General features: G+C 41.3%; 19 protein-coding genes. 13 read left to right on the top strand and 6 right to left on the bottom strand.

Translation table 11 applies throughout. The features are described from left to right. Nucleotides 1–54 precede the first annotated feature (54 nt). The 4 genes from IPM65_02230 to IPM65_02215 all read left to right on the top strand — a co-directional run bounded on the left by IPM65_02230 (nucleotide 55) and on the right by IPM65_02215 (nucleotide 1,604). Nucleotides 55–351 (top strand): hypothetical protein, encoded by a 297-nt coding sequence (locus IPM65_02230; protein QQS44396.1) that lies wholly within the window; start codon nucleotides 55–57, stop codon nucleotides 349–351. 7 nt (nucleotides 352–358) lie between these two features. Beyond that, entirely contained in the window at nucleotides 359–547 is a 189-nt protein-coding gene (locus IPM65_02225; GenBank protein QQS44395.1) for a hypothetical protein, read from the top strand. 126 nt (nucleotides 548–673) lie between these two features. Further along, entirely contained in the window at nucleotides 674–976 is a 303-nt protein-coding gene (locus IPM65_02220; GenBank protein QQS44394.1) for a hypothetical protein, read from the top strand. Nucleotides 977–1,121: 145 nt separating this feature from the next. Next, nucleotides 1,122–1,604 carry a hypothetical protein gene (locus tag IPM65_02215; protein QQS44393.1) on the top strand — a complete coding sequence of 161 codons (483 nt, stop codon included), beginning with the start codon at nucleotides 1,122–1,124 and terminating at the stop codon, nucleotides 1,602–1,604. A gap of 1 nt (nucleotide 1,605) precedes the next feature. Here IPM65_02215 and IPM65_02210 read toward each other — a convergent pair whose 3' ends face one another. Then, on the bottom strand, nucleotides 1,606–2,157 hold the full coding sequence (locus tag IPM65_02210; GenBank protein ID QQS44392.1) for a hypothetical protein: 552 nt from the start codon (nucleotides 2,155–2,157) through the stop codon (nucleotides 1,606–1,608). A gap of 168 nt (nucleotides 2,158–2,325) precedes the next feature. On the opposite strand from IPM65_02210, the gene IPM65_02205 reads away from it, so the two are divergent. From IPM65_02205 to IPM65_02195, 3 genes are read left to right on the top strand one after another with little or no spacing between them, the layout of a single operon-like run. Then, nucleotides 2,326–3,423, top strand: a complete 1,098-nt coding sequence (locus tag IPM65_02205) for an ATP-binding protein (protein ID QQS44391.1) — start codon at nucleotides 2,326–2,328, stop codon at nucleotides 3,421–3,423. A gap of 5 nt (nucleotides 3,424–3,428) precedes the next feature. Next, complete coding sequence (locus IPM65_02200) at nucleotides 3,429–5,225, top strand: S8 family peptidase (protein QQS44390.1); 1,797 nt, start codon at nucleotides 3,429–3,431, stop codon at nucleotides 5,223–5,225. Nucleotides 5,226–5,260: 35 nt separating this feature from the next. Further along, a complete protein-coding gene (locus IPM65_02195) occupies nucleotides 5,261–5,935 on the top strand; it encodes an IS1595 family transposase (GenBank protein QQS44389.1) in 675 nt (224 codons plus the stop codon). A gap of 596 nt (nucleotides 5,936–6,531) precedes the next feature. Here IPM65_02195 and IPM65_02190 read toward each other — a convergent pair. Beyond that, nucleotides 6,532–7,563 (bottom strand): SIR2 family protein, encoded by a 1,032-nt coding sequence (locus IPM65_02190; GenBank protein QQS44388.1) that lies wholly within the window; start codon nucleotides 7,561–7,563, stop codon nucleotides 6,532–6,534. A 242-nt stretch (nucleotides 7,564–7,805) separates the two neighbouring features. Here IPM65_02190 and IPM65_02185 point away from each other — a divergent pair, with 242 nt between their 5' ends. Both IPM65_02185 and IPM65_02180 read left to right on the top strand, forming a co-directional pair. After that, the gene (locus IPM65_02185; protein QQS44387.1) at nucleotides 7,806–8,633 is read left to right on the top strand and encodes a hypothetical protein; all 828 of its coding nucleotides are present in this window, start codon (nucleotides 7,806–7,808) and stop codon (nucleotides 8,631–8,633) included. A gap of 31 nt (nucleotides 8,634–8,664) precedes the next feature. Next, nucleotides 8,665–9,402: a hypothetical protein gene (locus IPM65_02180; protein QQS44386.1), complete on the top strand. Its 738-nt coding sequence runs from the start codon at nucleotides 8,665–8,667 to the stop codon at nucleotides 9,400–9,402. On the opposite strand, the gene IPM65_02175 is transcribed toward IPM65_02180, so the two are convergent. Next, on the bottom strand, nucleotides 9,391–10,692 hold the full coding sequence (locus tag IPM65_02175; GenBank protein ID QQS44385.1) for a hypothetical protein: 1,302 nt from the start codon (nucleotides 10,690–10,692) through the stop codon (nucleotides 9,391–9,393). The two genes, IPM65_02180 and IPM65_02175, sit on opposite strands and share 12 nt — an antisense overlap. Nucleotides 10,693–10,750: 58 nt before the next feature. Continuing rightward, complete coding sequence (locus tag IPM65_02170) at nucleotides 10,751–11,851, bottom strand: hypothetical protein (GenBank protein QQS44384.1); 1,101 nt, start codon at nucleotides 11,849–11,851, stop codon at nucleotides 10,751–10,753. A gap of 84 nt (nucleotides 11,852–11,935) precedes the next feature. On the opposite strand from IPM65_02170, the gene IPM65_02165 reads away from it, so the two are divergent. Together IPM65_02165 and IPM65_02160 are read left to right on the top strand one after the other, a co-directional pair. Further along, nucleotides 11,936–12,451: a hypothetical protein gene (locus IPM65_02165; protein QQS44383.1), complete on the top strand. Its 516-nt coding sequence runs from the start codon at nucleotides 11,936–11,938 to the stop codon at nucleotides 12,449–12,451. Further along, entirely contained in the window at nucleotides 12,448–13,269 is an 822-nt protein-coding gene (locus IPM65_02160) for a hypothetical protein (GenBank protein QQS44382.1), read from the top strand. Before IPM65_02165 ends, IPM65_02160 begins: the two co-directional genes overlap by 4 nt. Here IPM65_02160 and IPM65_02155 read toward each other — a convergent pair. Further along, complete coding sequence (locus tag IPM65_02155) at nucleotides 13,246–14,118, bottom strand: hypothetical protein (protein ID QQS44381.1); 873 nt, start codon at nucleotides 14,116–14,118, stop codon at nucleotides 13,246–13,248. The genes IPM65_02160 and IPM65_02155 overlap by 24 nt on opposite strands. A 630-nt stretch (nucleotides 14,119–14,748) precedes the next feature. On the opposite strand from IPM65_02155, the gene IPM65_02150 reads away from it, so the two are divergent. Both IPM65_02150 and IPM65_02145 read left to right on the top strand, forming a co-directional pair. Further along, a complete protein-coding gene (locus tag IPM65_02150; protein QQS44380.1) occupies nucleotides 14,749–16,815 on the top strand; it encodes a hypothetical protein in 2,067 nt (688 codons plus the stop codon). Between the two features lie 551 nt (nucleotides 16,816–17,366). Next, the gene (locus tag IPM65_02145) at nucleotides 17,367–18,212 is read left to right on the top strand and encodes a hypothetical protein (protein QQS44379.1); all 846 of its coding nucleotides are present in this window, start codon (nucleotides 17,367–17,369) and stop codon (nucleotides 18,210–18,212) included. Nucleotides 18,213–18,274: 62 nt separating this feature from the next. Here the strand turns inward: IPM65_02145 and IPM65_02140 are convergent, their stop codons facing one another. Beyond that, nucleotides 18,275–19,747: a fused MFS/spermidine synthase gene (locus IPM65_02140; GenBank protein ID QQS44378.1), complete on the bottom strand. Its 1,473-nt coding sequence runs from the start codon at nucleotides 19,745–19,747 to the stop codon at nucleotides 18,275–18,277. Nucleotides 19,748–19,786: the final 39 nt, after the last annotated feature.

The following is a 19,786-nucleotide window of genomic DNA, read 5'->3' as shown; positions in this document are numbered from 1 at the left end:
ACCACAATAGAAATATCATGCACTAGTATTGTGGATTTTGATATAATGCTTTCTATGAGGATGAAGAGAAAAATACTTCTAGGTATAGCTATTGTTATATGTGGATCTACGGGATATATCCTTTTTAATATGCTCTGGAGATCGATAGAGGAAGAAGGCTTTTTTGGATTAGGAATACTCTTTCTATTTTTTTTCTCACTCTTTTTCCTGTTAGATTCGTTTATCTACATAAAGGAGGCTTTGAAGATAGCAGAAAAGACTGCTGATGAATTTGCAAAGGAAAACAATCTTTCTCCTGATCAATACAGGGAATTAAAACAGCGATTAACAAAGAAGGCTTTAGAAATGTAATTTCTTTATGAATGAAGAAATTTTCGTATTCGGTCATAAAATAGATAAAAAGAATTTCCCCATCCTGTATAAATGGGCAACTACGGATATTAAAACGCTTGAAGATCAACTAGAGAGCCTTGCAAATAAAGCTTATGAGAGTGATATTGTAACTGCAATGCAGATGCTTGAAAGTGATCTGGAACATCACTCATGATAGAATAACTAAACTATGATTCTAAACAAGAATATACTTATTCTAGAAGATAATCTGAAAGTGCTCTCTCGGCTTCTGGATAAGCTTTTCGTCTTGGAACATGACCAGCCCTACTCTTTCTCTCTTATGATACTTACCAATCATGAACAGGTCTCAAATTTTGTGAACAATAATCCAAATGCAGAATTTGACATTATTATTCTGGATAGAGACTGCAAATTGGAAGGCTCTTTTCACATATTAGATATTGAAAGATTTGGATCAGAGAAAGTAATTGCTATCTCTACGGTAGAGGAGTATAACGAAGCAGCAAAAGAGAGAGGTGTCACGAGAGTCGTTCAGAAGGATCTATCTGATTTAGATAGGTTTTCTGAGAAGGTAGTAACACATGTAAATCAGATGATTAGTGGAATACGCTCAATATTATAGTATCTGTTTTAATTATTGATATAATAGTGCATTATGTCAGATGAAAGTTCAAATCAAACCAGTATAGATAAACAAGGTAATGATTACATTGAAAATGGATATAACGTAGAAGCTCCTTCAGACGAAGTTGATTCAAGTAGAGAAGATGAATAAAGATGATGAAATAATCAGACAAAGGAATAAAGATGTGCATCATAATGCTGCCTTACATTGGAATACTCTCGCGAATGAACAAGAGCTTGAACTAACAAGACAGTTACTATATTTTGCGACCATAATTTTTCCGATTACCGCCTCATTTGCTATCCTACGAAAAGATTTAATCACAACAGAGATCAGAATAATTCTACTCTTTACATGGTTTTTTTTACTTCTTTCAATAATTTTTGGCGTTATTCAGATTGTGATCAATATAAAATATTACGTATATCTTCTCAAAGACGAGAGCAAAAGAACGGGAATATGGTCAAAAAGTGTTGACGATATTAAAGAGCTTCAAGATGAAGAGAAAAAGTTAGGAAAGACAAAGGATAGCTCTGGAAATCTTTTTTTAATCCTACAGGGTTTATTTATAGCTTTGTCTTTTATTACGGTCTTAATAATCGCCATCATTATTTTGTTCCGGTAAATTAGTTTATTTTCCTACTCTTTACGGAAGCTCTGTATTGAAGATACCTTGTTTCAATTTTATTTATTTCTTCTGTCATAGCTCTTAGTTCTTCTAGAGATGTATCGGCTAGTGGTGATGTTTTTTCTATCTTTTGCTGAAAGTAATTCCCTTTAAGCTTGTGATAGGTGTGAATTGCCCAAATAGCTGTCTTTGTATCTCTTTCTAAGTAGTATGCCCTTTTTATATTCTGGCTCTTAATTTGGACGATTTCACATAGCTCATAGCTGTTACATTTTTTAAGTATAGACTTAATTCTAGAATCATTCAGAGAATCAGGGAAATCGATATGTTGAATAGTTTTCTTTTCTAGGAGCTCCTTATGAAGACGTAGTATTATATTTACCGGAAAAGCTTTTTCTACCAATGCTTGGAAAGATCGTGTCTTCATTACTTTTTGTGGATTCTTTGCATACGCTTTGCTATACCCTACGTCTCGCATAGCTTGTGATACTGAAATTCCACCATTTTCCATCATTTTCTGCAGGATCTTTTTGTGCTTTAAGTTGGTCATAATTTATAATATCTTTATGTAATGAGTTAATTCCTACATATATATTTATAACAAAACCTTCATAATTAATAGTGTACAATAGTTTTACGGATAGTTTGTGAATATAAAAAATCGCAATATATCCTTAATACAACCTATTGTAGAAGCATTTTGTAAAATTACGAAAATATGGCAAATATTAAAATCGTAGAAGCAGCAATAAGATCATATATAGAAGGGAACAATATACCATTAATTGATGTTCTGGATAAAGAGATTGTAGAAAGTAAAAAACGAGGTAACCATCATAAGGTAAAAAGATTAAAGGAATTACTTAAACTGCTCCCAAATAAACAGAAGTATATTGCTCAAACTAATAGTTTTGCTAATAGTTTTCAGACAGAATTATCTCCTTTATATCAAAGAGTCATTTCAAATATTCCTTTAGAATCAGTAGTACTGAACAAGTTCGCACAAGAAACAATTAGTAGGTTGTTATCTGAATGGGAAAAATACGAAATGCTAGCTAGGCACAACATATATCCCACTAACAAGCTACTTTTATACGGGCCTCCAGGTACTGGCAAGACTATGCTGGCCTATGCACTTGCTTATAAGCTTAATATGCCCTTAATTTTAGTAAGGCTAGATGAAGTTATTTCATCATATCTAGGTAAAACTGGGAAGAACATAAGAGAAATATTTCATATAGCAGAGAAAGAAAATGTGGTTATCTTACTTGATGAAATCGATACAATAGCAAAAAACAGAGACGATGAAAGAGAACTCGGAGAACTAAAAAGAGTTGTTACTGTTTTACTACAAAATATTGATAATTTTCCTAATAATTCGATATTAATTGGAGCAACAAACCATGAATCTATTCTAGATAAAGCAATATGGAGGCGTTTTACCATAAAGGTTCAATTTGACAATCCATCAGAAGAACTTAGAAAACTGCTTTTTAAACACTACCTTGAAGGTTTTAAAAGCGATATCGATTTATCACTTATTAGTAAGCTTTCAGAGGGTTTAAATGGATCCGCAATAAAAGATATTTGCGTCGACATTAAAAAGAGAGTTGTTCTTTCTGGCAAGTCAACAATTAGATCTGTTGATGCTATTCAAGTCATATTATTAATGTCGAACTATGCGAACAGCCAAAATAAAATACCTAAAAAAAAGTACTATTCACTATGCAAAATACTTAGGCAACATGGTATGACTTTATCTGAGATATCATCAATATCGGATATTCCTTATACTACATTAAGAGATAATTTGTAATAACTATGAATATTAATATACTAGTGCCGGCGAAAAGGGCAGAAAGGGTAAACTACAAACCAAAAGGTGCTGATTTCTGGAAGGGTATGTGGGAAAAATTTTCAGATGAAGAATTGTTTTTTAAGAGAGTTTCACACGTAAAGGAGACAGTGAATAAAATACTAGAAAAAAAAATCCCATTTGAAGAGAATTATTATATCGAAGTAAATCTAGACGAAAGATCTCGTTCAAAAACAGCTACTCCAAGTAGAGTTTGGTTAGAGGCAGATATTGATTTAGTTGGAGCTCCCAAGATAAATAAATTAATGGCTAGTGGGAAAAAACAAGATCTTGAAATCTTGGAATACTATGCTTCTACAGCTACATTTACGAAAGCAAAGTTTGGAGAAAATATTAAGCGAAAAGAAAAAAATATATATAGAGAAGTTTTTGCGATAACAGATATTGCTGATTGCAGTCTAACTCTTGATAGAGTAGATAAAGATATTGAAGAGCTAAAGCATAAGAATTACCATGGAGAAATTAAATGCATTGTTGAATTATATTCAAATATTCCTCGATCTAAATACGAGCATTATTTCGGATTAATTTCCCAGTTCGTTCCTAACAAACTTGTTAAGAGGGATATTGAGATGCTTTTTCATAATCTTTCTTATATTGCTTACTTAACGATAAGTGAAATTGAAGAAATACTCTCAAATTGTTCTTTCATAAAAAAGATTTTGATTTATCCTTCTTTTAAAGCATCTAGATGTATTCCTTCGGGTGACCTAAATGATGTTCGCTTGTTACCTCCAGAAACAAATGAAATTATTGGAATCCTCGATAGTGGTGTAAATCATGATCTGCTAAATTTCTATAAAAAAAGTAATACGGAAAAATATATTGGCAAAAAGAAGGCGAATTATGATCATGGTACTTTTGTCACAAGTAGAGCTTTATTTGGTGACGATATATTTGAAAAATTCGAAAAGACCAACCAACTGCAGCCTTGTGCTTATTTTATGGATTTTCAATTTCTTTTTGATGAGAATGGAGAGCCGGAACTAGACTATGAATCATTTAAAAAAGAAATTGAATCAATATTTAGAAAGTATAAGAAAGTTATTTCAGTGTTTAATTTCTCTGTTAATAGTAGGCAGAAAGATGAAGATATATCTGAATTGACAGAATTTTTAGATATTTTATGTCGGAAGTACGATATTATATTTATAAATAGTACTGGTAATCATGACTTTTTTGGAGGTATAAACAAGGATTATGAAGATATTTTTAGTAATAAGGGCTTCGATACTAAAGTAAAAGCTCCGGCGGATGGTTTAAATATAATAACTGTTGGATCAATTGCTCTTAAAGTAAGTAAAGATTGCATATGTACAGAACAGGGTTATCCTTCCCCTTTTACACGAAAGGGGCCTGTGCACTTTGAATGGAGGAAACCAGAGCTAGTAGCGCATGGAGGAAATGTTCTCAATATTCCTGGTAAAGATATTAATGACCGTGATGCTATTCTTGCCTCAAACAACAAAGTTGGTGTTGGTGGCATCAATATGCAAGGTCTAGCTACAGATAGAGGAACTAGTGCAAGTGCTCCATTAATCACAAGAGAGAGCGTCTACCTTGTAGATATGATTAAAAACGCCAATATAGGAGATGATATCGTTTTAAAAGGCAATAGAGCTAATTTAGTTAAAGCTATGCTAATTCACTCCACAGGTCTTAAGGAACAAGTGGAGATAAAAGAAAAAGAGGTGTCTCAAGCCTATGGTTTTGGACAACCAGACTATAAGAGAATATTTTAGGCTCTAGACTAGCAGAGTAGTGCTAAACTAGAGGTATGGTTTGTAACAATAGGCCGATATCAAAATACAAGAGAAAAAAGATACTATGGTGTTTTGCACACGATCTGAGTGCTACACAGACCTCTGGTATTTTGGGTCTCAACCGCAATACAGTCAACAAATATTACAATAATATTCGTCAACTCATATATCATCACCAAGTGCACCAGATGCAACGATATGTTGGTGGTGAGATAGAAATTGATGAATCATACTTTGGACCTCGAAGGATGAGAGGCAAGTCAAGTAAAAGAGGTCGTGGGACGTCATTTAAGCAGGTAGTATTTGGGATATATGAGCGTCAAGGACGTGTATTTACTCGTATCATTCCAAACTGTAAAAGAAGAACGCTACATGCTGTTATGAAGGGAAAGATTGACTTGAACAGTACTGTATATTCAGATTCGTGGAGCGGATACAACGGACTTGTTGATGTCGGGTATGACAAACATTTGAGAATCAATCACAAGAAAAATGAGTTCTCAAATACAAAAGGGGTCCATATCAATGGCATAGAGTCATTCTGGTCCTTTTGTAAAAGACGTCTCGTTAAGTTCAATGGTGTAAAGAAAAACTTTCCATTACACTTGAAAGAGTGTGAATGGAGATGGAGCAAATCCCCATCGATCCTTTACAATGAACTATTACAAATTGTTAATGTGCTAGTCTAGAGCCTATTTTATTCATCACCTGATGAAGTCCGTATTATGTATTCAGATCTGTTGACAAACACTAATAAAGCTCACAGATTTTCTTTTACTTTACCTACTTCTTTAATAGGTAAACCGCTTAAATTTGTCTTTACCAGTGTATATAATCCTATTGTTAATAAAAACTACCCCAGTGTATATAATCTTACACAAGTAACTTCAAATGTAAGATCAATAATCCCAGAATTCAATAAAGACAATGAAGTTGTGAAAAAAAATTAGATTATATCTCGCCAAATAAAGGGGATTGGCATAGCTATAAACATAGAAATTTCAATGTAGTGCATTTTATAAAAACAAAACAGCTTCATAGTCCAATTATTGAGATACTTAACAGATTATACTTTTCAAGCTTTCATCCAGATTCGCAAAATGAGGTGCAACCATATTCTTTTTTACTGTCAATAATAGATGAAAGCGGACAAGGCACTTTACGTAATGAGATATTATCAACAAATCAGTTCAAAGTAGTCATCGATAACAGAGTTAGTGTTTCTGAGCAAGATATTGAAGTTTAATTATGATACCGTATGAGGTTTCAAATATTGCAATCTTTATCAAGATGTAAGTATTTCTTCCAGCTGTTGTGTTTTATTTATAAAATCTCTAAAGGATGATTTAATTGGTCTGATGATACTTGGGAATATTTCATCGAGATTTGTATTTGCGTTAGGACTTACTACGTAGATGTCAGTCAAGTGAGAGTTCTTTTTAAGAATTGAGGTATAATTCTCATCACTTCCTTTCCATCCAATTGTGATCAGTTTATTTGCTTTTAATGTTGCCTCTATCATTTCTTCTTTCATTTCATTAGGGCATTCATCAAAATGCTGTTTATTTTTGTAAGGAATTGCAATTGCCGGAATATAACTTTTTTGGATACGTCTTGAAATGTTAGCCGGGTCAATAACACAAATTGAAGAGAGTGGTTTAATATCAATGAAGCTTTGAAACACCTCTTCTTGATTCCAATAAATATAGGGCTTTTCAGATTTATGGATTTCGTTTCCCCAATTAATAGAACCATGCGGTTTATATATCCTAAGGTTATTTCCTCTGTAATATGCAGTTAGTGGCTGATCACTTGTTTTATGGAACCAATCATACCCATAAACATTAGTCATAGCATGTTCAATAAGTGAGTCATAGTTAAAAACCACAATATCGACGAAACGATCGGAAGGATATTCATTTATCCAGTCTTTCAACTTATATAAAAGAGTGACATAGTTTGTGTGTCCATTTGTGCGTTTTAATGTTTCTTGTGTAAGAGCGAGAATTAATGAATGTATATAGAATCGAGCTTTAAATAGATTTTGAAGGTCGTTTGGATCATTTCTTTCTTTTGCAGTATCGAAAATTTCAGCTAATTCTTTTTCAATATCAAAATCGTGTTTTTTGGAATCTGCTAATAATCTTAATTTTGCTGCCAATCCCATTAAATTATACTGCTGTAAATAATGATTCTGAATTGCAAGTGGAGCAAACAACTCGTTTGCTAAAGGTAAACGCTGACCATTATAATTGTATACATGTTTTGGCCATGCATCATATGATGCTCCTGCTCCTATGACAACTAATACTCTCATATGGCACTATTATATACCCTAAAGATAAATAGATTTATATATCTTAATGTGAGTATAGAAGGCTCTTCTTTCTTGTGGTGATAGTCTCCTATGTAAATGCTTGTATCCTATTTCCCCACTCATTCACATAATCATACACATCGTTCCAACTCTCGGAGACGGTGTCCACCAACAAAAACCCTCATGAGAGGGTTTTTTTATGGGTATAGCTAATTTGAGCGTAAAACTGCTATAATACCTTCATGTCAGAGATACCTATAACATTTGCAACAAGTGATCAGACATATCAATTTACCGATCTTCATCGGCTATTTGCAGAAACTTCCTACGGAAAGACATTGGCACCCCGTGTCAGATACGGACGGTATCGACCGACAAGTATTTCTGAAGAAGAATGGCGGAATGCACTCGGTGCAGATGTAAATAACCTAGAGCATATGCGGCTAACGTACGGTCTGGCCCGACAGTTTATTCGGTATCAGAATATGTACGGTGAAGACGTCCTTTCACGCCCTGATCAGGAAGATCTTCTTCTTGCAGCAGTCTCTCATGATTGGGGAGAGGCAGTTGTGGGGGATGTGATGTTCGATCTCAAGACGGTTGAAGTCGAGAACGATGAATCATCAGCAATACGGGGTATCATTCATGAAATGTTCGGAAACGGAGGGGATGAGCTGCCGGAACGTGTTGAACGGGTTATTTGTGAGGTCGTAGAAAACCGTGATACGAGATTGGGGCAGATGTTCCGGGTGATTGAACAGATTGGGTATCTTCGCACCGGTCTGAATGCATTCGATCTCAGTCAGCAAATTGATAATCCTGATTTTAGAGACGGTCTTCAGTGGGCAGCCAGCAATGTTTTACAGAATCAAATTCCGTCACTTCTGCAGGCGGCAGAGCGGTATCCTGCCGTGTTTTTTTTCCTGAGTGAAAATGCAGATCTTATAACGGAGGCCTTTATTAAAATCCGGCAATCTGTTTTTGACAACTATGATGTAGGAGAGGATCAGAAAAATCTCCAAAAGTGGTGTGCTGCCCAATACATTTGGCAACAGGACGGATTTGCCTAAAACATATCCTATAGTATGGTATAATAATAGGATGTCAGGTGAAATTTTTACATCAGAAGAAACATCTCAGATTATTGCTGAACTTGAGGCAGAGCGGGATTACTGGCGGAAAGAGCCCGGGATATGTGTTGATCCGGTAACGGTTGCCACCCCCGGAAGTTTTTGGGGCCGCAGATGGTTTGAGTATGAGCGGATTCTTCATCATAACGGAGCTCCGAATACGTTATTGCAGGTCCTTGATCAAAGGAATGTTTCTCCCCGAATCGTAGATGCCGGTTGTGCGGCAGGATTGGCTCTTGCCGATCTCCGGCGTTACCTTCCTGATGCGGAATTGCATGGCATTGATGTACGAAACGCTTCTCTTTGGACTATTACAGATCAGAGTACGGGATGGAATACAACCGGCCGTAGATTATTTTCTGATCATCACATCGACTTTTACCAGGATAGTTATCATGTTGTTCCTGATTTAGTTCCCTCTTATGATCTCCTGTATTGTGTCGGGGCTATGCCTGATCGGAGTTCTTCACCTGCCAAGCAGTTATACGTATTGCAGCAATTCTATAAAGGGCTGTCAGAGGGCGGATATGTCCAGGTGCTCATGCAGTCTTCCGATAATCATTTAACCGGAATTATGCAAAAACTGATTTCTTCCGGAGTCGAGGTTCAGTTTACGCAAGGAGATAATCAGGTTCTTCAGGATAATTTTTTCGATTCTCAAAACGGCTTGTGGGGAACTCTCACCCTCGGCCCGAAATCAGGGAAATAACCCCGCAAACTCCCGGCTGAGTTGTTCGAAATTCCCTTCAAACTGATCCATAACTCCGCTTACATGATAGTTGAAGGTAGGACCTCTTTGAATACCAAGTCCTTTTCCTTCCTGCATTCCCAATGCAGCGAGCATCCCGAAAACATGACCGGCATTTAGTTCTTTGATGCCGCGATTCAGTGTCGGTGTATAAAAAGGTCCGACACCTGCTTTCATTCTTCCCTGAGAATCTACAGCATGTGTATATTCGTTGACTAACGCAGGATCAAGTTGACTTATACCCTGCGCTATCTTTAATAATTCATCATATCCCACTCTGCAAAAATCTATCCCCAGTTTGCCGTCCCGTTCCTGATCGACCCGATAACTAATTTTTCTGAACGTGTCACCGTTTCCCGCGATATTAATACGTGCCTGACCTTTCGTGTCGGGAGTATGGCGAATAAAAATATGTGCGTTTCTGGAAACAGATATCACGGTAGTATTATCTTCTTTATGTACTCTCAGCTTCGCTGGATCTGCTGATCCGATATCGCTCCAAAAACCTTTTAGTGTCCTCAGATACTCTCTATAATCAAATACATTTACTACAGCCGGCATATAAATACTCTCTGTAAAATTGGTAGCCTGCTGTTTTTCCAACATTTTTCTAAGATATGATTGGTATCTCTCAAGAACATTGGGTTGGCCTTGATAGGATGCCTGCCAAAGTGGGAGTAATTCATTGAATACTTGAGACCGTGGTCTATCCTTAGGAAACCGCAACTCAAGGGCATCGAAGAATACGGCACAAGGGGAACTTTTCAGATGAATAGCTAAAGCATTATATATCGCCAGTGCTTCAGTCACGGAAAGTGTGAGCTGATCTTCCCATGTCTGCAAAAAAGCAGCAAGCTCCGGTGACGGATTTTTATTTTGAATCTGATGAAAAAAAGCGTACATCCCAGTGAGAGCCTGATGAGCGTCTTCAACACCATCCGCGTACCAACGATCAGGTGAATCAGGTAGATCTTCATGTCGCACTGCATGATCGTATAACGACTGAGTGGCGGCAGCCACGATCGGACTGGTAGCTTCAAGATGCTGAGAAAGCTGGAGCATTTTCCTTCGGTTTGCTGAATCAGGCGGAGTATGAATATCCTGACCTACTAAATAGTACCAATAAAGGCCGCGGGCAGTGTTCGGCTTAACTTCCTCCGGATTGTTATAAAGATCTTCCTGTGCTTGAGCCAGCAGCTGCTGAAAGTAGGGATTATTCTGTTCTGATGGTTTTGGTTGTACTGTTTCCATGAGAGCTGTTTTGAAGCCCTAGTATACATTGTGAGATAGATATTTTCTATAGGAGGGATTATTTCTTTTTCAAAAACCGGTCTTTTGCCAGAAAGATCAAATAGGAAAGAGATAAATAACAAAACGGGAGAATAAGGATGAAATACCGTGAGAACGGAGCCTGTACTCCGAGATACACGAGATACACCAACGGAATGGACGAGAAGAAGAGTTTCGGTGTGATGTCCCATTTCAGAAGCGGTTTGATGCTCAACGAAGTTGATGCAACAAGGGATATCGGCCATAGCACTGACCAGATGTGAGTTCTTATGATTTCGTGTTCTCCCCACCAACTTTTGAAGAAACCGGTTGTGAATAAAATGAAAGAGGCAAATGGTATGTTGCTCACAGAATGATCAAGCCAGAATTTCAAAACTTTCAGCTGAAAAAAAACGATATTGAACTGGATTCCCTGTTTTACAAAAGACGTAATATACGTCAAGGAAAATGCCACAAAGGCGACTGCAAGATGGATGATATATTCCTTTATATTAAATTGCCTCTTTACAATCCGATATGCCACCGTTGCGGCGATGAAAAATAATGCTGCCCCCCAGAACTTTGTGGAAGCCAAAAGTCCGAGTACAATTCCCTGAAGAATCACTTTTTTCCGATAAAAGATCATAAGGATCAAATACGAAAGCAAAAAGACCGCCTGCCCGAGTTCATACGAAGCTTGAGAAGAAAGTTCCATAAACAGCGGATCAATAAGAAAAACAGAACTGCCGAGTGCGGCAACCAATTGAGATTTGAACAGTTTCAGACCGAGTATGTACACCAGGACAAGATAGCTCATTCCGAAAAGGATCTCCACATAAAACGGATTGTTGAAAAGAACGATGGAAAATCCGTAGAGTGTGGCAACAAACGGCATATGCTGAAAATCAATAACAGCGGGATCATGCCCTTTGGCGTATAGATACCCCGCTGCAATGTGAAGCTCTTCATCGGATAGCCATACTCGGGGACAGGGCGGTTCATACGGAATATCCTGTGAACAGAAATATCTGTCGATTAGTTCGTGATCAAACCGATAGGAGAACACTCGCGGGTGAAACAGTGCCAGAATAATAACATACATAAAAAGGAGCGGAAGTATGAAAAGTAGGTGCTTTTTCATTTGTTTCAGTATATCAAAAATGTGAGCGTATATTCTCAATCAGTATGGCTTTTCAGAGTGGTAAAAACCTGTTATAGTGAATACATGACGGCAAAAACTGTCGCTTTACCAAAACCTGCATTGCTTCAGCTTGATCTGGTTCTGACTGTCGGATCATTTCTAATTCCGCTGTTGGTCTCCGGCCCTCAGTGGCTTACCGGCACGCTGGTCAATTTCCTATTATTTGCTTTTGTATCGGAACTACCAAAAAAAAACATACTTCCGATTGTCGTACTTCCCAGTTTGGGTGCGGTAGCACACGGTGTATTGTTCGGGAGTTATACTCCGTTTTTATTATATTTCCTTCCCTTTATCTGGCTCGGAAATTTTGTGCTGGTCAGTACCTATAAAGCAATCAGCCGTTCCGTTTCACCGTTTGTCGGGGTTCTTTTGGGTTCGACTGCAAAAGTTGTCATCATGTATGCAGCCGCCCTGATCTATTTTCAGCTGAGCATTGTGCCTTCATTATTTTTGACCGCAATGGGAATGATGCAATTTTATACTGCATTGGCAGGCGGAACCTTGCTCATTATCGTACGGAATTTCATAAAATCAACATGACACAGGATGCCCAAACCCTTGTTGCGCTCTTGAAAGAAAAACAGCCGCTTGCCGCAATGGTCGCACCTTCATTTCCGATTATGTATAAAGAAAATGAGCTCATTGCAAAGCTTCGGGGAATCGGTTTTACGTATATCCTCGAAGTAGCAGCCGGGGCAAAACGCACCAATGAAGCGGTAGTAAAAGCCCTTCGGGATGATCCGAACGCCCGTTTTATCACCAGTCCGTGCCCAAGTTTTGTGCGGTTTGTCCGTACAAAATACCCTCAGTATGAGAAGTATCTTGCCGAACAGGTCGATTCTCCGATGATTGCAACAGCAAGAATTGCTCAGGAAACGTATCCCGGGTATCGTCCGGTATTCATTGGCCCCTGCAACGTGAAAAAACTTGAATCTTCACAGGATTATCCTGAATTGAATATTCTGGTTGTCACATACAAAGAACTGGAGGAAGTGTTTGCAGAATTACAAGCATTGTCCGGAGAACCTGGAAATAATGCGTTTGATGTTTCAGAGATATCAACCCGTATTTATCCGTATGACGGCGGTCTCACGGACAGCAGCGGAGTCCGCGACATCCTATCTGACGAAGAAATACGAATTGTTTCGGGATGGAAAGCCTGTGAGGAAGCTCTCAAAGAATTTGAAACTAATCCGAAAATCCGCCTTGTTGATATTCTGTTTTGTGAAGGCGGGTGTATCAACGGACCGGGTGTGGTCAGTACTCTTTCTTTAGAAGATAGAAAGAAGAAGATTCAGGAGTATTATACGATGAGCAAGCTCCGTCAGTATGCATCACCCCAGAGCGTTTTGGAATAACTCTTCAGTCACATTCAGTTTGTGTCTCACTTCATCAAGGTATGGATAAGGAAAACCGAGCTCCAGATCTTGCTTTAAGCCGCGGCGGGCAGCTTGTATCCCGGTTGTCAGGGTATGTCTTAGATAACGAACGGTATCCTCGTCCCAGCGATATTGCTCAATTTTCAGTTGTCCGTGCAATAGCACCGAATTCCGTGCCGTACGGTCAAGAAAGGGAATAAAACCCCAGTGGCCGGCGATAGGAAGCTTTTGAAGTCCTAATGTAATAACAGGCATAGCCGGATACGGTTGAAGCGGGACGCGTTTTCTTTTCTCCTGAAGGGTTGACCTGCCTCCGATTGTGGCGTCAAATCCGACTATGGCGTGCTGTTTATCATCAAGAAGGACAAGATCTGCCCCCTTTTGATTGTAGGGAGGATGGCCATTAGCAAAAGATTCAAGCGCCTCATCCGGAAGAAGAAGTCGATGTTGGTCATTCTCGGGAGGATGATCACGGCGTGAACCATCAAGTGAAGTAGTAGCCGGTACGATATGTAGTCCCTGGGCAGCAAGAATTTCTCCCATTTCCCGCCTCAACATATCCTCAAATGCAAGTTCAGACATAATCGTCCTTCCCCAGTTGTGATCGGTGACGCTTTGAGGATCAATGAGGTATTCATCAAGAGCGACACTCCTGTCATCAATTTGTTGGGAATCAGTCCCGTACGGAAGAGTGTAGTGGTGGTTTTGAATCTGTATCGTTTGTCTTGATCGCGTATCGAACCATTCGATAAATTGAGCCCGGTTTCTTCTCAGTTCATCCTGTGAAAGTTCTCTGACTTGCTTATTAAGGTTCTCTCCCATTCCCATACGTTATTATACTTATAGTTTCAAAGGTTTTTGAGTAAAAATACACACGGAGTATATCAGCTTTTATATATCCTATAGTAGTAGATAAATATGGCATTTTGTGGTATAATATACACATTGAGTGTGTAATGTAACACAAGCTGTTACTTTTCACCTCAACACAATTCGAATTCTACGTACTGATTATCTTCACTTAGATCCTTACCCCTGAAACAGCTTTTAGCGGGAATAGTGTCTAAACGAGATAACAAAGTCGCAGACTTGCTATTGTCCAACGAAGTTGAGCTCAAATTCAACGAAGTTGGGGCACATTAACAACTTGTGGAAAATGAAATAAGCTCATATTGAGCTTATACGAAATATGTCAATTTTTATGACAATATCATTTTTCTTAGTCTTTTGAGGTTATGATTGCGAAGTTTTGAGGCTAATCCCTTAGCTTTAGAATTCGCAATCATCTACCTTTGACACTCACTGTGTCAGGACGAAAGGAAGATGAAAATCATAAGAAAGGAAAAAAAGAATAGAGGATAAAGGGCAGAAATGCCCTGATCCCCGTACGTCCCGGAATGTGTTTCATTGCTATCATCCGGCCTTCAATTAACACAATCAAGTACAAGAGAGGATATCATGTATACCAAGAAGTATCAGGTCAAAGTAGCGGCGATGCCGCAGCGGAGTGTGAATTGGACCGTACTCGCGGCAGTCGCGGTGCTTATGGCACTTTTGGCTATGTTCGCGACCCACGTCTCGGCCTATGCTCAAGAAGTCGATTCGCAGCCCGTTCAGATCACCGATGAGGTGGTTTTGAAGGGTCTTCTCGAAGGCGACTTGAGCGTTTTGGAGAACGGCGAAGAAGTTCGGGCGGCGGCTGAACCCGTGATGGGCAGTAGTGTCCGACACCACTGGGGTTACCCTGGTAACCTCCAGGTGTATGTCAACAACACAAGCTCTACGGTGTTCAGTGACTTTGTCATCCAGGCCCGCCTCAAGAATGGCCAGATCGACATGCGTCAGCTTTCTGCTAACATGACACCCAAAAGCACCTACTTCGTTCGCAACGGACAGGAAACTGATCCTGTTGCGGTCCACGTGAGTATGTCTCATGGTGGTCAGACCAACAGCATGCATGACGCAACAACGTGCCTGAACGGCCCGATGGTCGTAATCAACCGTTGGAATGACGGCTCTACCTATCCGACTATCCAGAACATCTTTGTCGGGCGGGAGATCTACTATCGACTGGTGGGGGCAACTGATTGGCGCCAACTGGCTAACAATGCCTATGAAGGCTGGCGCCTGAATCAGAATCAAGGCAGCGTTGAGATCAAGCTACAGCCCACCGACCAGGCACCTTTGTGTCTTCTGGTCAGTTGGGACTGGACCTTGCCTGTGACTTTGACCATCCCCGATACGACAACCGTCGTGGGGAATGAGATCATGGTTCCGCTGGAATTCCGCAACAACACCGGTCAGATCTACAGCATCGATGCGCGGCTGCAGTATTCGCCGACGCATCTTTCGTTTGTGGGTATTGATCAGGCAGGAACGGCGACGCAGAACTTCCAGTACATCCTGAACACGGGTACTCCCGGCTCGATTATCATCACCGGACAGGGACAACAGCCGATCACGACCAATTCCGGCCTCATGCTTCGCCTGAAGTTTCGGGCGCTGCGGGCAGGGACCGTTCCTGTGATGCTTTCGGGCGTACAGGTGCCGGAGGTCTTGATCAACGGCGGTTCGATGCCCGTGGCGGGTGAATACGGTCAGGTGACCGTAAACGCCAGCCTCTGGACGGGCGCTGTCTACTTCTGGAACGGCAATAAGCCCATGAAGGATGTGACGGTCACTCTGTCTAACGGGATCGACGTTGTCACGGCCACGACCGGTTGGGACGGCGGCTACACTGCCGCACTCCCGACTATGGGAACGTGGACCGCGACTTTCTCCAAGCAGAAGTCCGAGTACGATCGGCATGCCGTAAGCTCTATGGATGCCGCACTTACTCATCAGCGGGCGGCTCTCCGCACCACCTTCGGTATTCCGTATATGGAGTGGAGCGCGGACGCCGACGATAAGCAACCCATCACGAGCTACGATGCCAACCGCATCCTGCGGTTCGCTGCGCGTTACAATGATTCGGATGCTGCTTGCGGCGATTGGCGCGGCGAAGCAATCACTGTTGAAGTGAACGGTCCGACAAGCAGTGGGCATATCACCAAGCTTTGGTTGATGTGTGACGTCACCGGCAACTGGTTGCCCGGTGATTCCGTTGCTGCGGCTGAAGTGGCAGAGACGCCCAACATCACGACGACCGTGATCAGCACACAGCCTCTGGTGGTCCGCATCAGCTCGGAACAGCCGTTTAGCGGCCTGGCACTCCAGTTTGATCAGAGTGTTCAGTCTGTGATGGCGGCAGGTTTCGACACTGTTCAACCGAACGCCGGCTTCGTACCCTTGGCTTCCATGACTGATCCTGTCAGTTCGGTTGATCTTACGATTATTCCGACGGAAGGCACGCAAGTGCTCACGTTGGAGTCAATCACGGTCGATGAGCTTTCGGCAGTCAACGGTCCGACAATGTCGTTGGATCCCCAGGACGAGATGCCGATCCTGCAGCTTGAGTTGTACCTTCCGCTGGTCTCCGCTTATGTCGAGGGAGCCTTAGGGGAAGGCCCCGATCCGCTGCAGTAGTTGTCTGAAAACTGAATAATCTCATCAAAGAAGATGGGAGCGGGCTGAGTGACCGCATAAAAGCACTCAATCACTAGTTCCGTTCAACACGGAACTCCACAAGTTGTAACAGCAAGAAAACAGGGCTCGCCTTAAACAGCGGGCCCTTTTTCGTGGGTGAAATCGTATGCCATAAAGTCCTATAGTCTTGATTTCCGGTCTTATCGGGTGTATTATTGAACTCACAATTCCTACTTACGATGTATTCTTCATCTTGTTATTACCATACATATAAGCATTGTATCGTGTAGTGGCAAAAAGAACGAATCCCATCCTGTAGACTTGCTTGTCCAGCTATGCCTATATATGCAAAGTTGGAGCACTTTAATAACATGCGATTAAAGCTGATTGCGGTATTTTGAGGAGAAGTTGAGACTCATGTCATTCCCGACTATGATCGGGAATCCAGTACAAATCCATGGATCCTGAATCAAGTTCAGGATGACAAATAGTGTTATCTTCAGAGTTCCGCAATCGGCGGGTCATAACGTTCACTAGCTAAGGAGGCTATCGTGAAAACAAGAAAGTGGTTCGGAGCTCTTCTTATCGCTATCGCTGCCCTCGGTCTTTTCGGGGTGGTAAACGCACAGGGAGAGGAGGAATCGGATTGCCCGGCAATCATGGGTGGTTCGATTCGGGGGTACGTCTACGGGCGTGCCTACGACAACGGAGTACCGGTCCCGGAAGGCTTGGAAGTCATCGCAGTCGACGATTCAGGATACGTCGTGGGCTGCGGGGAGACGCTGCAGTACGGCGTCATCCCTCTCATGACTGTGTACCAATCAGGACGGTTCGACCCCGGCGTCGAGTTTTTCGTAGGCGGCAAATTCTTTTTCAGCGACCCCATCATCGGAGAATGGTGGGGCAATATGAAGGAACTTCGGCTCACCTTGACGACGGAGCGGCCGCAAGGTCTTCCGGGCGTCACTGTGTCGCTGCCCACTGCAACCGTCACTACGACGTATGAGATCACGATCCCGCTCACCGTCTCGTCGACTGTCTCAGCCAAGCTCTTCGCAGGCGAAGTCCACTTTGATTCGGAGTCTCTCGAATTCCTGGATCTTGAAGGCGGATCGATTCTGCCTCGTAGTTCCGACATTGCGCTCAACGACATCCTCGTCAAGGAGGGTCGACTCGTATTCTACGGCGGCGGGTCGGATAAGTTCCTGCTTGATGGGGAGCTTTTGCTCCTCAGATTCCGAGGTATGGAGGTCGGAGCCTCCCACCTTCGCATTGAGAGTTTCGTAACCGACGCTCCGACGCAAACGGAGCTTGTAGACGGCGGCGTCACCATCACAGCAGAATCGGCCCAGAGTGAGGACACTTTTCTCTATCTGCCGTCCGTCACGACGGATTGACCCAGTCGCATGTTGAAGCAAGAAACGGGGCCTGCCCATACCGGCGGGCCCTTTTTCGTGGGTTAAAAAATCACGCTTTCGACAGGCGCATAGGAATCGGTAAAGATTGGAGTCTGTCCTTTCGGTCGGTAGTGCAGGATATTGTTCAGCAAACCTTGATTTGTCACTAAGCAGGTATTTTGCAATCTCACATCACCCTTTTCTGCAACGAGAATAAAACCTTGTGTCTCCTCAAAATCTTTATCTTTCATCACCTGATAGACGGTTATATTCCCAAACACTTCTTGTACTGTTTTCATCTCTACATCAACAAGTGTGGGTTTCTTATCATCTATGACCGACAGAACATTCATGATGAGAAGACCGTTTTTTTCCAGCGAATCGTACATTTTTTCAATTGCTTCTTTTGTCGTGAGTTGAAAAGGAGGTATGGAGTTGGCATATGCATCGACCAAGATGGTATCATATTTTTTGGTATTCCTATTCAGATAGACCCGCCCGTCTTCGTTAATAATCCGCACCTGTTCAGTATCGGCTGCAAGTTCGAAGTATTCCCGGGCAATACTCGTTAGCGCAGGATCGATTTCCACAGCATCCATTTCTCCGTCCGGAAATTGACTTGAGTAATAATTGGGGTACGTAAAGGCGCCTCCTCCTATGAGAAGAACGCGACTATTCAGGTTGTAGCACGCAGGCAGTGTGAAAAATCTGGAGTATGCAGCTGCAAGTTCGTCCCTGTGTCCCATTTTATGTTTAGACTGTACCCCGGCAAAATCAGTCATAAGCATACGAAAAATATCTCCATTATCTTCATACTGCAGAATAAAGTAATCACTATACGGTGTATGCTCGACTGCCATAACGTGGGTATCATACGGTATCTGGTAATACTTGGTCGGTGACAGAAAACCGAAATAAAAGGTGGAGATAATACTCATCCCAATCAAAGCTCTATAGTTTTTTTTCAGAAGTACTGCTGCATTTATCATCAATGCCACACTGATCAAAAAAATAAGCTGGAAACTTCCCATAACACTAAGCAGATAGTAACCTGCCAGAAACGTCCCGGTAATGCTTCCGATCGTGCCGAGAGCATACAAATTCCCAACGGTTCTTCCCGAACTTTTAAGTGAGTTTAATTGCAATTTAGCGGCATAAGGAGAGACAACGCCGAACAGTATACTGGGAATACTGAAAAGGAGAAATGTGGCAATAAGAGCCCCTAGGGATGTAAATGCGATAGTATTTGCGAGAAAAATCAGAATATATCTTGCTGTAAAAACAAGAAAAAGACAGGCAAACGCATTCAGCAGAAGTACGAAGCCGAGTTGTTCATATGAAGCCTTTTTGTCTGCGATGCGTCCCCCGATAAAATATCCGATACTTAAACAACCGAGAATGGTACCGATCATGGCAGTCCAGACATGCAACGATGAACCGAAATAAGGTGCAATCATTCTTGTCCCGATAAGTTCCAGAATCATGACAAGCATTCCTGAAATAAAGACGGTTGCCGGAAGAACCCACTTTTGCATACTCACATTGTAACTTATTTTTAACTGAAAAAACCCGGC

This window comes from Candidatus Roizmanbacteria bacterium (genome assembly GCA_016700135.1).
Lineage (GTDB): Bacteria > Patescibacteriota > Microgenomatia > UBA1406 > GWC2-37-13 > UBA1450.
The sequence above is the reverse complement of the archived record's forward strand: the minus strand, read 5'-3'. Positions and strand labels throughout refer to the sequence as shown.

Bases quoted from the DNA above. Each gene is read 5' to 3' on its own strand.
- IPM65_02230 (QQS44396.1), top strand. From the start codon at position 55: ATGAGGATGAAGAGAAAAATACTTCTAGGTATAGCTATTGTTATATGT.
- IPM65_02225 (QQS44395.1), top strand. From the start codon at position 359: ATGAATGAAGAAATTTTCGTATTCGGTCATAAAATAGATAAAAAGAAT.
- IPM65_02220 (QQS44394.1), top strand. From the start codon at position 674: ATGATACTTACCAATCATGAACAGGTCTCAAATTTTGTGAACAATAAT.
- IPM65_02215 (QQS44393.1), top strand. From the start codon at position 1,122: ATGAATAAAGATGATGAAATAATCAGACAAAGGAATAAAGATGTGCAT.
- IPM65_02210 (QQS44392.1), bottom strand. From the start codon at position 2,157: ATGACCAACTTAAAGCACAAAAAGATCCTGCAGAAAATGATGGAAAAT.
- IPM65_02205 (QQS44391.1), top strand. From the start codon at position 2,326: ATGGCAAATATTAAAATCGTAGAAGCAGCAATAAGATCATATATAGAA.
- IPM65_02200 (QQS44390.1), top strand. From the start codon at position 3,429: ATGAATATTAATATACTAGTGCCGGCGAAAAGGGCAGAAAGGGTAAAC.
- IPM65_02195 (QQS44389.1), top strand. From the start codon at position 5,261: ATGGTTTGTAACAATAGGCCGATATCAAAATACAAGAGAAAAAAGATA.
- IPM65_02190 (QQS44388.1), bottom strand. From the start codon at position 7,563: ATGAGAGTATTAGTTGTCATAGGAGCAGGAGCATCATATGATGCATGG.
- IPM65_02185 (QQS44387.1), top strand. From the start codon at position 7,806: ATGTCAGAGATACCTATAACATTTGCAACAAGTGATCAGACATATCAA.
- IPM65_02180 (QQS44386.1), top strand. From the start codon at position 8,665: ATGTCAGGTGAAATTTTTACATCAGAAGAAACATCTCAGATTATTGCT.
- IPM65_02175 (QQS44385.1), bottom strand. From the start codon at position 10,692: ATGGAAACAGTACAACCAAAACCATCAGAACAGAATAATCCCTACTTT.
- IPM65_02170 (QQS44384.1), bottom strand. From the start codon at position 11,851: ATGAAAAAGCACCTACTTTTCATACTTCCGCTCCTTTTTATGTATGTT.
- IPM65_02165 (QQS44383.1), top strand. From the start codon at position 11,936: ATGACGGCAAAAACTGTCGCTTTACCAAAACCTGCATTGCTTCAGCTT.
- IPM65_02160 (QQS44382.1), top strand. From the start codon at position 12,448: ATGACACAGGATGCCCAAACCCTTGTTGCGCTCTTGAAAGAAAAACAG.
- IPM65_02155 (QQS44381.1), bottom strand. From the start codon at position 14,118: ATGGGAATGGGAGAGAACCTTAATAAGCAAGTCAGAGAACTTTCACAG.
- IPM65_02150 (QQS44380.1), top strand. From the start codon at position 14,749: ATGTATACCAAGAAGTATCAGGTCAAAGTAGCGGCGATGCCGCAGCGG.
- IPM65_02140 (QQS44378.1), bottom strand. From the start codon at position 19,747: ATGCAAAAGTGGGTTCTTCCGGCAACCGTCTTTATTTCAGGAATGCTT.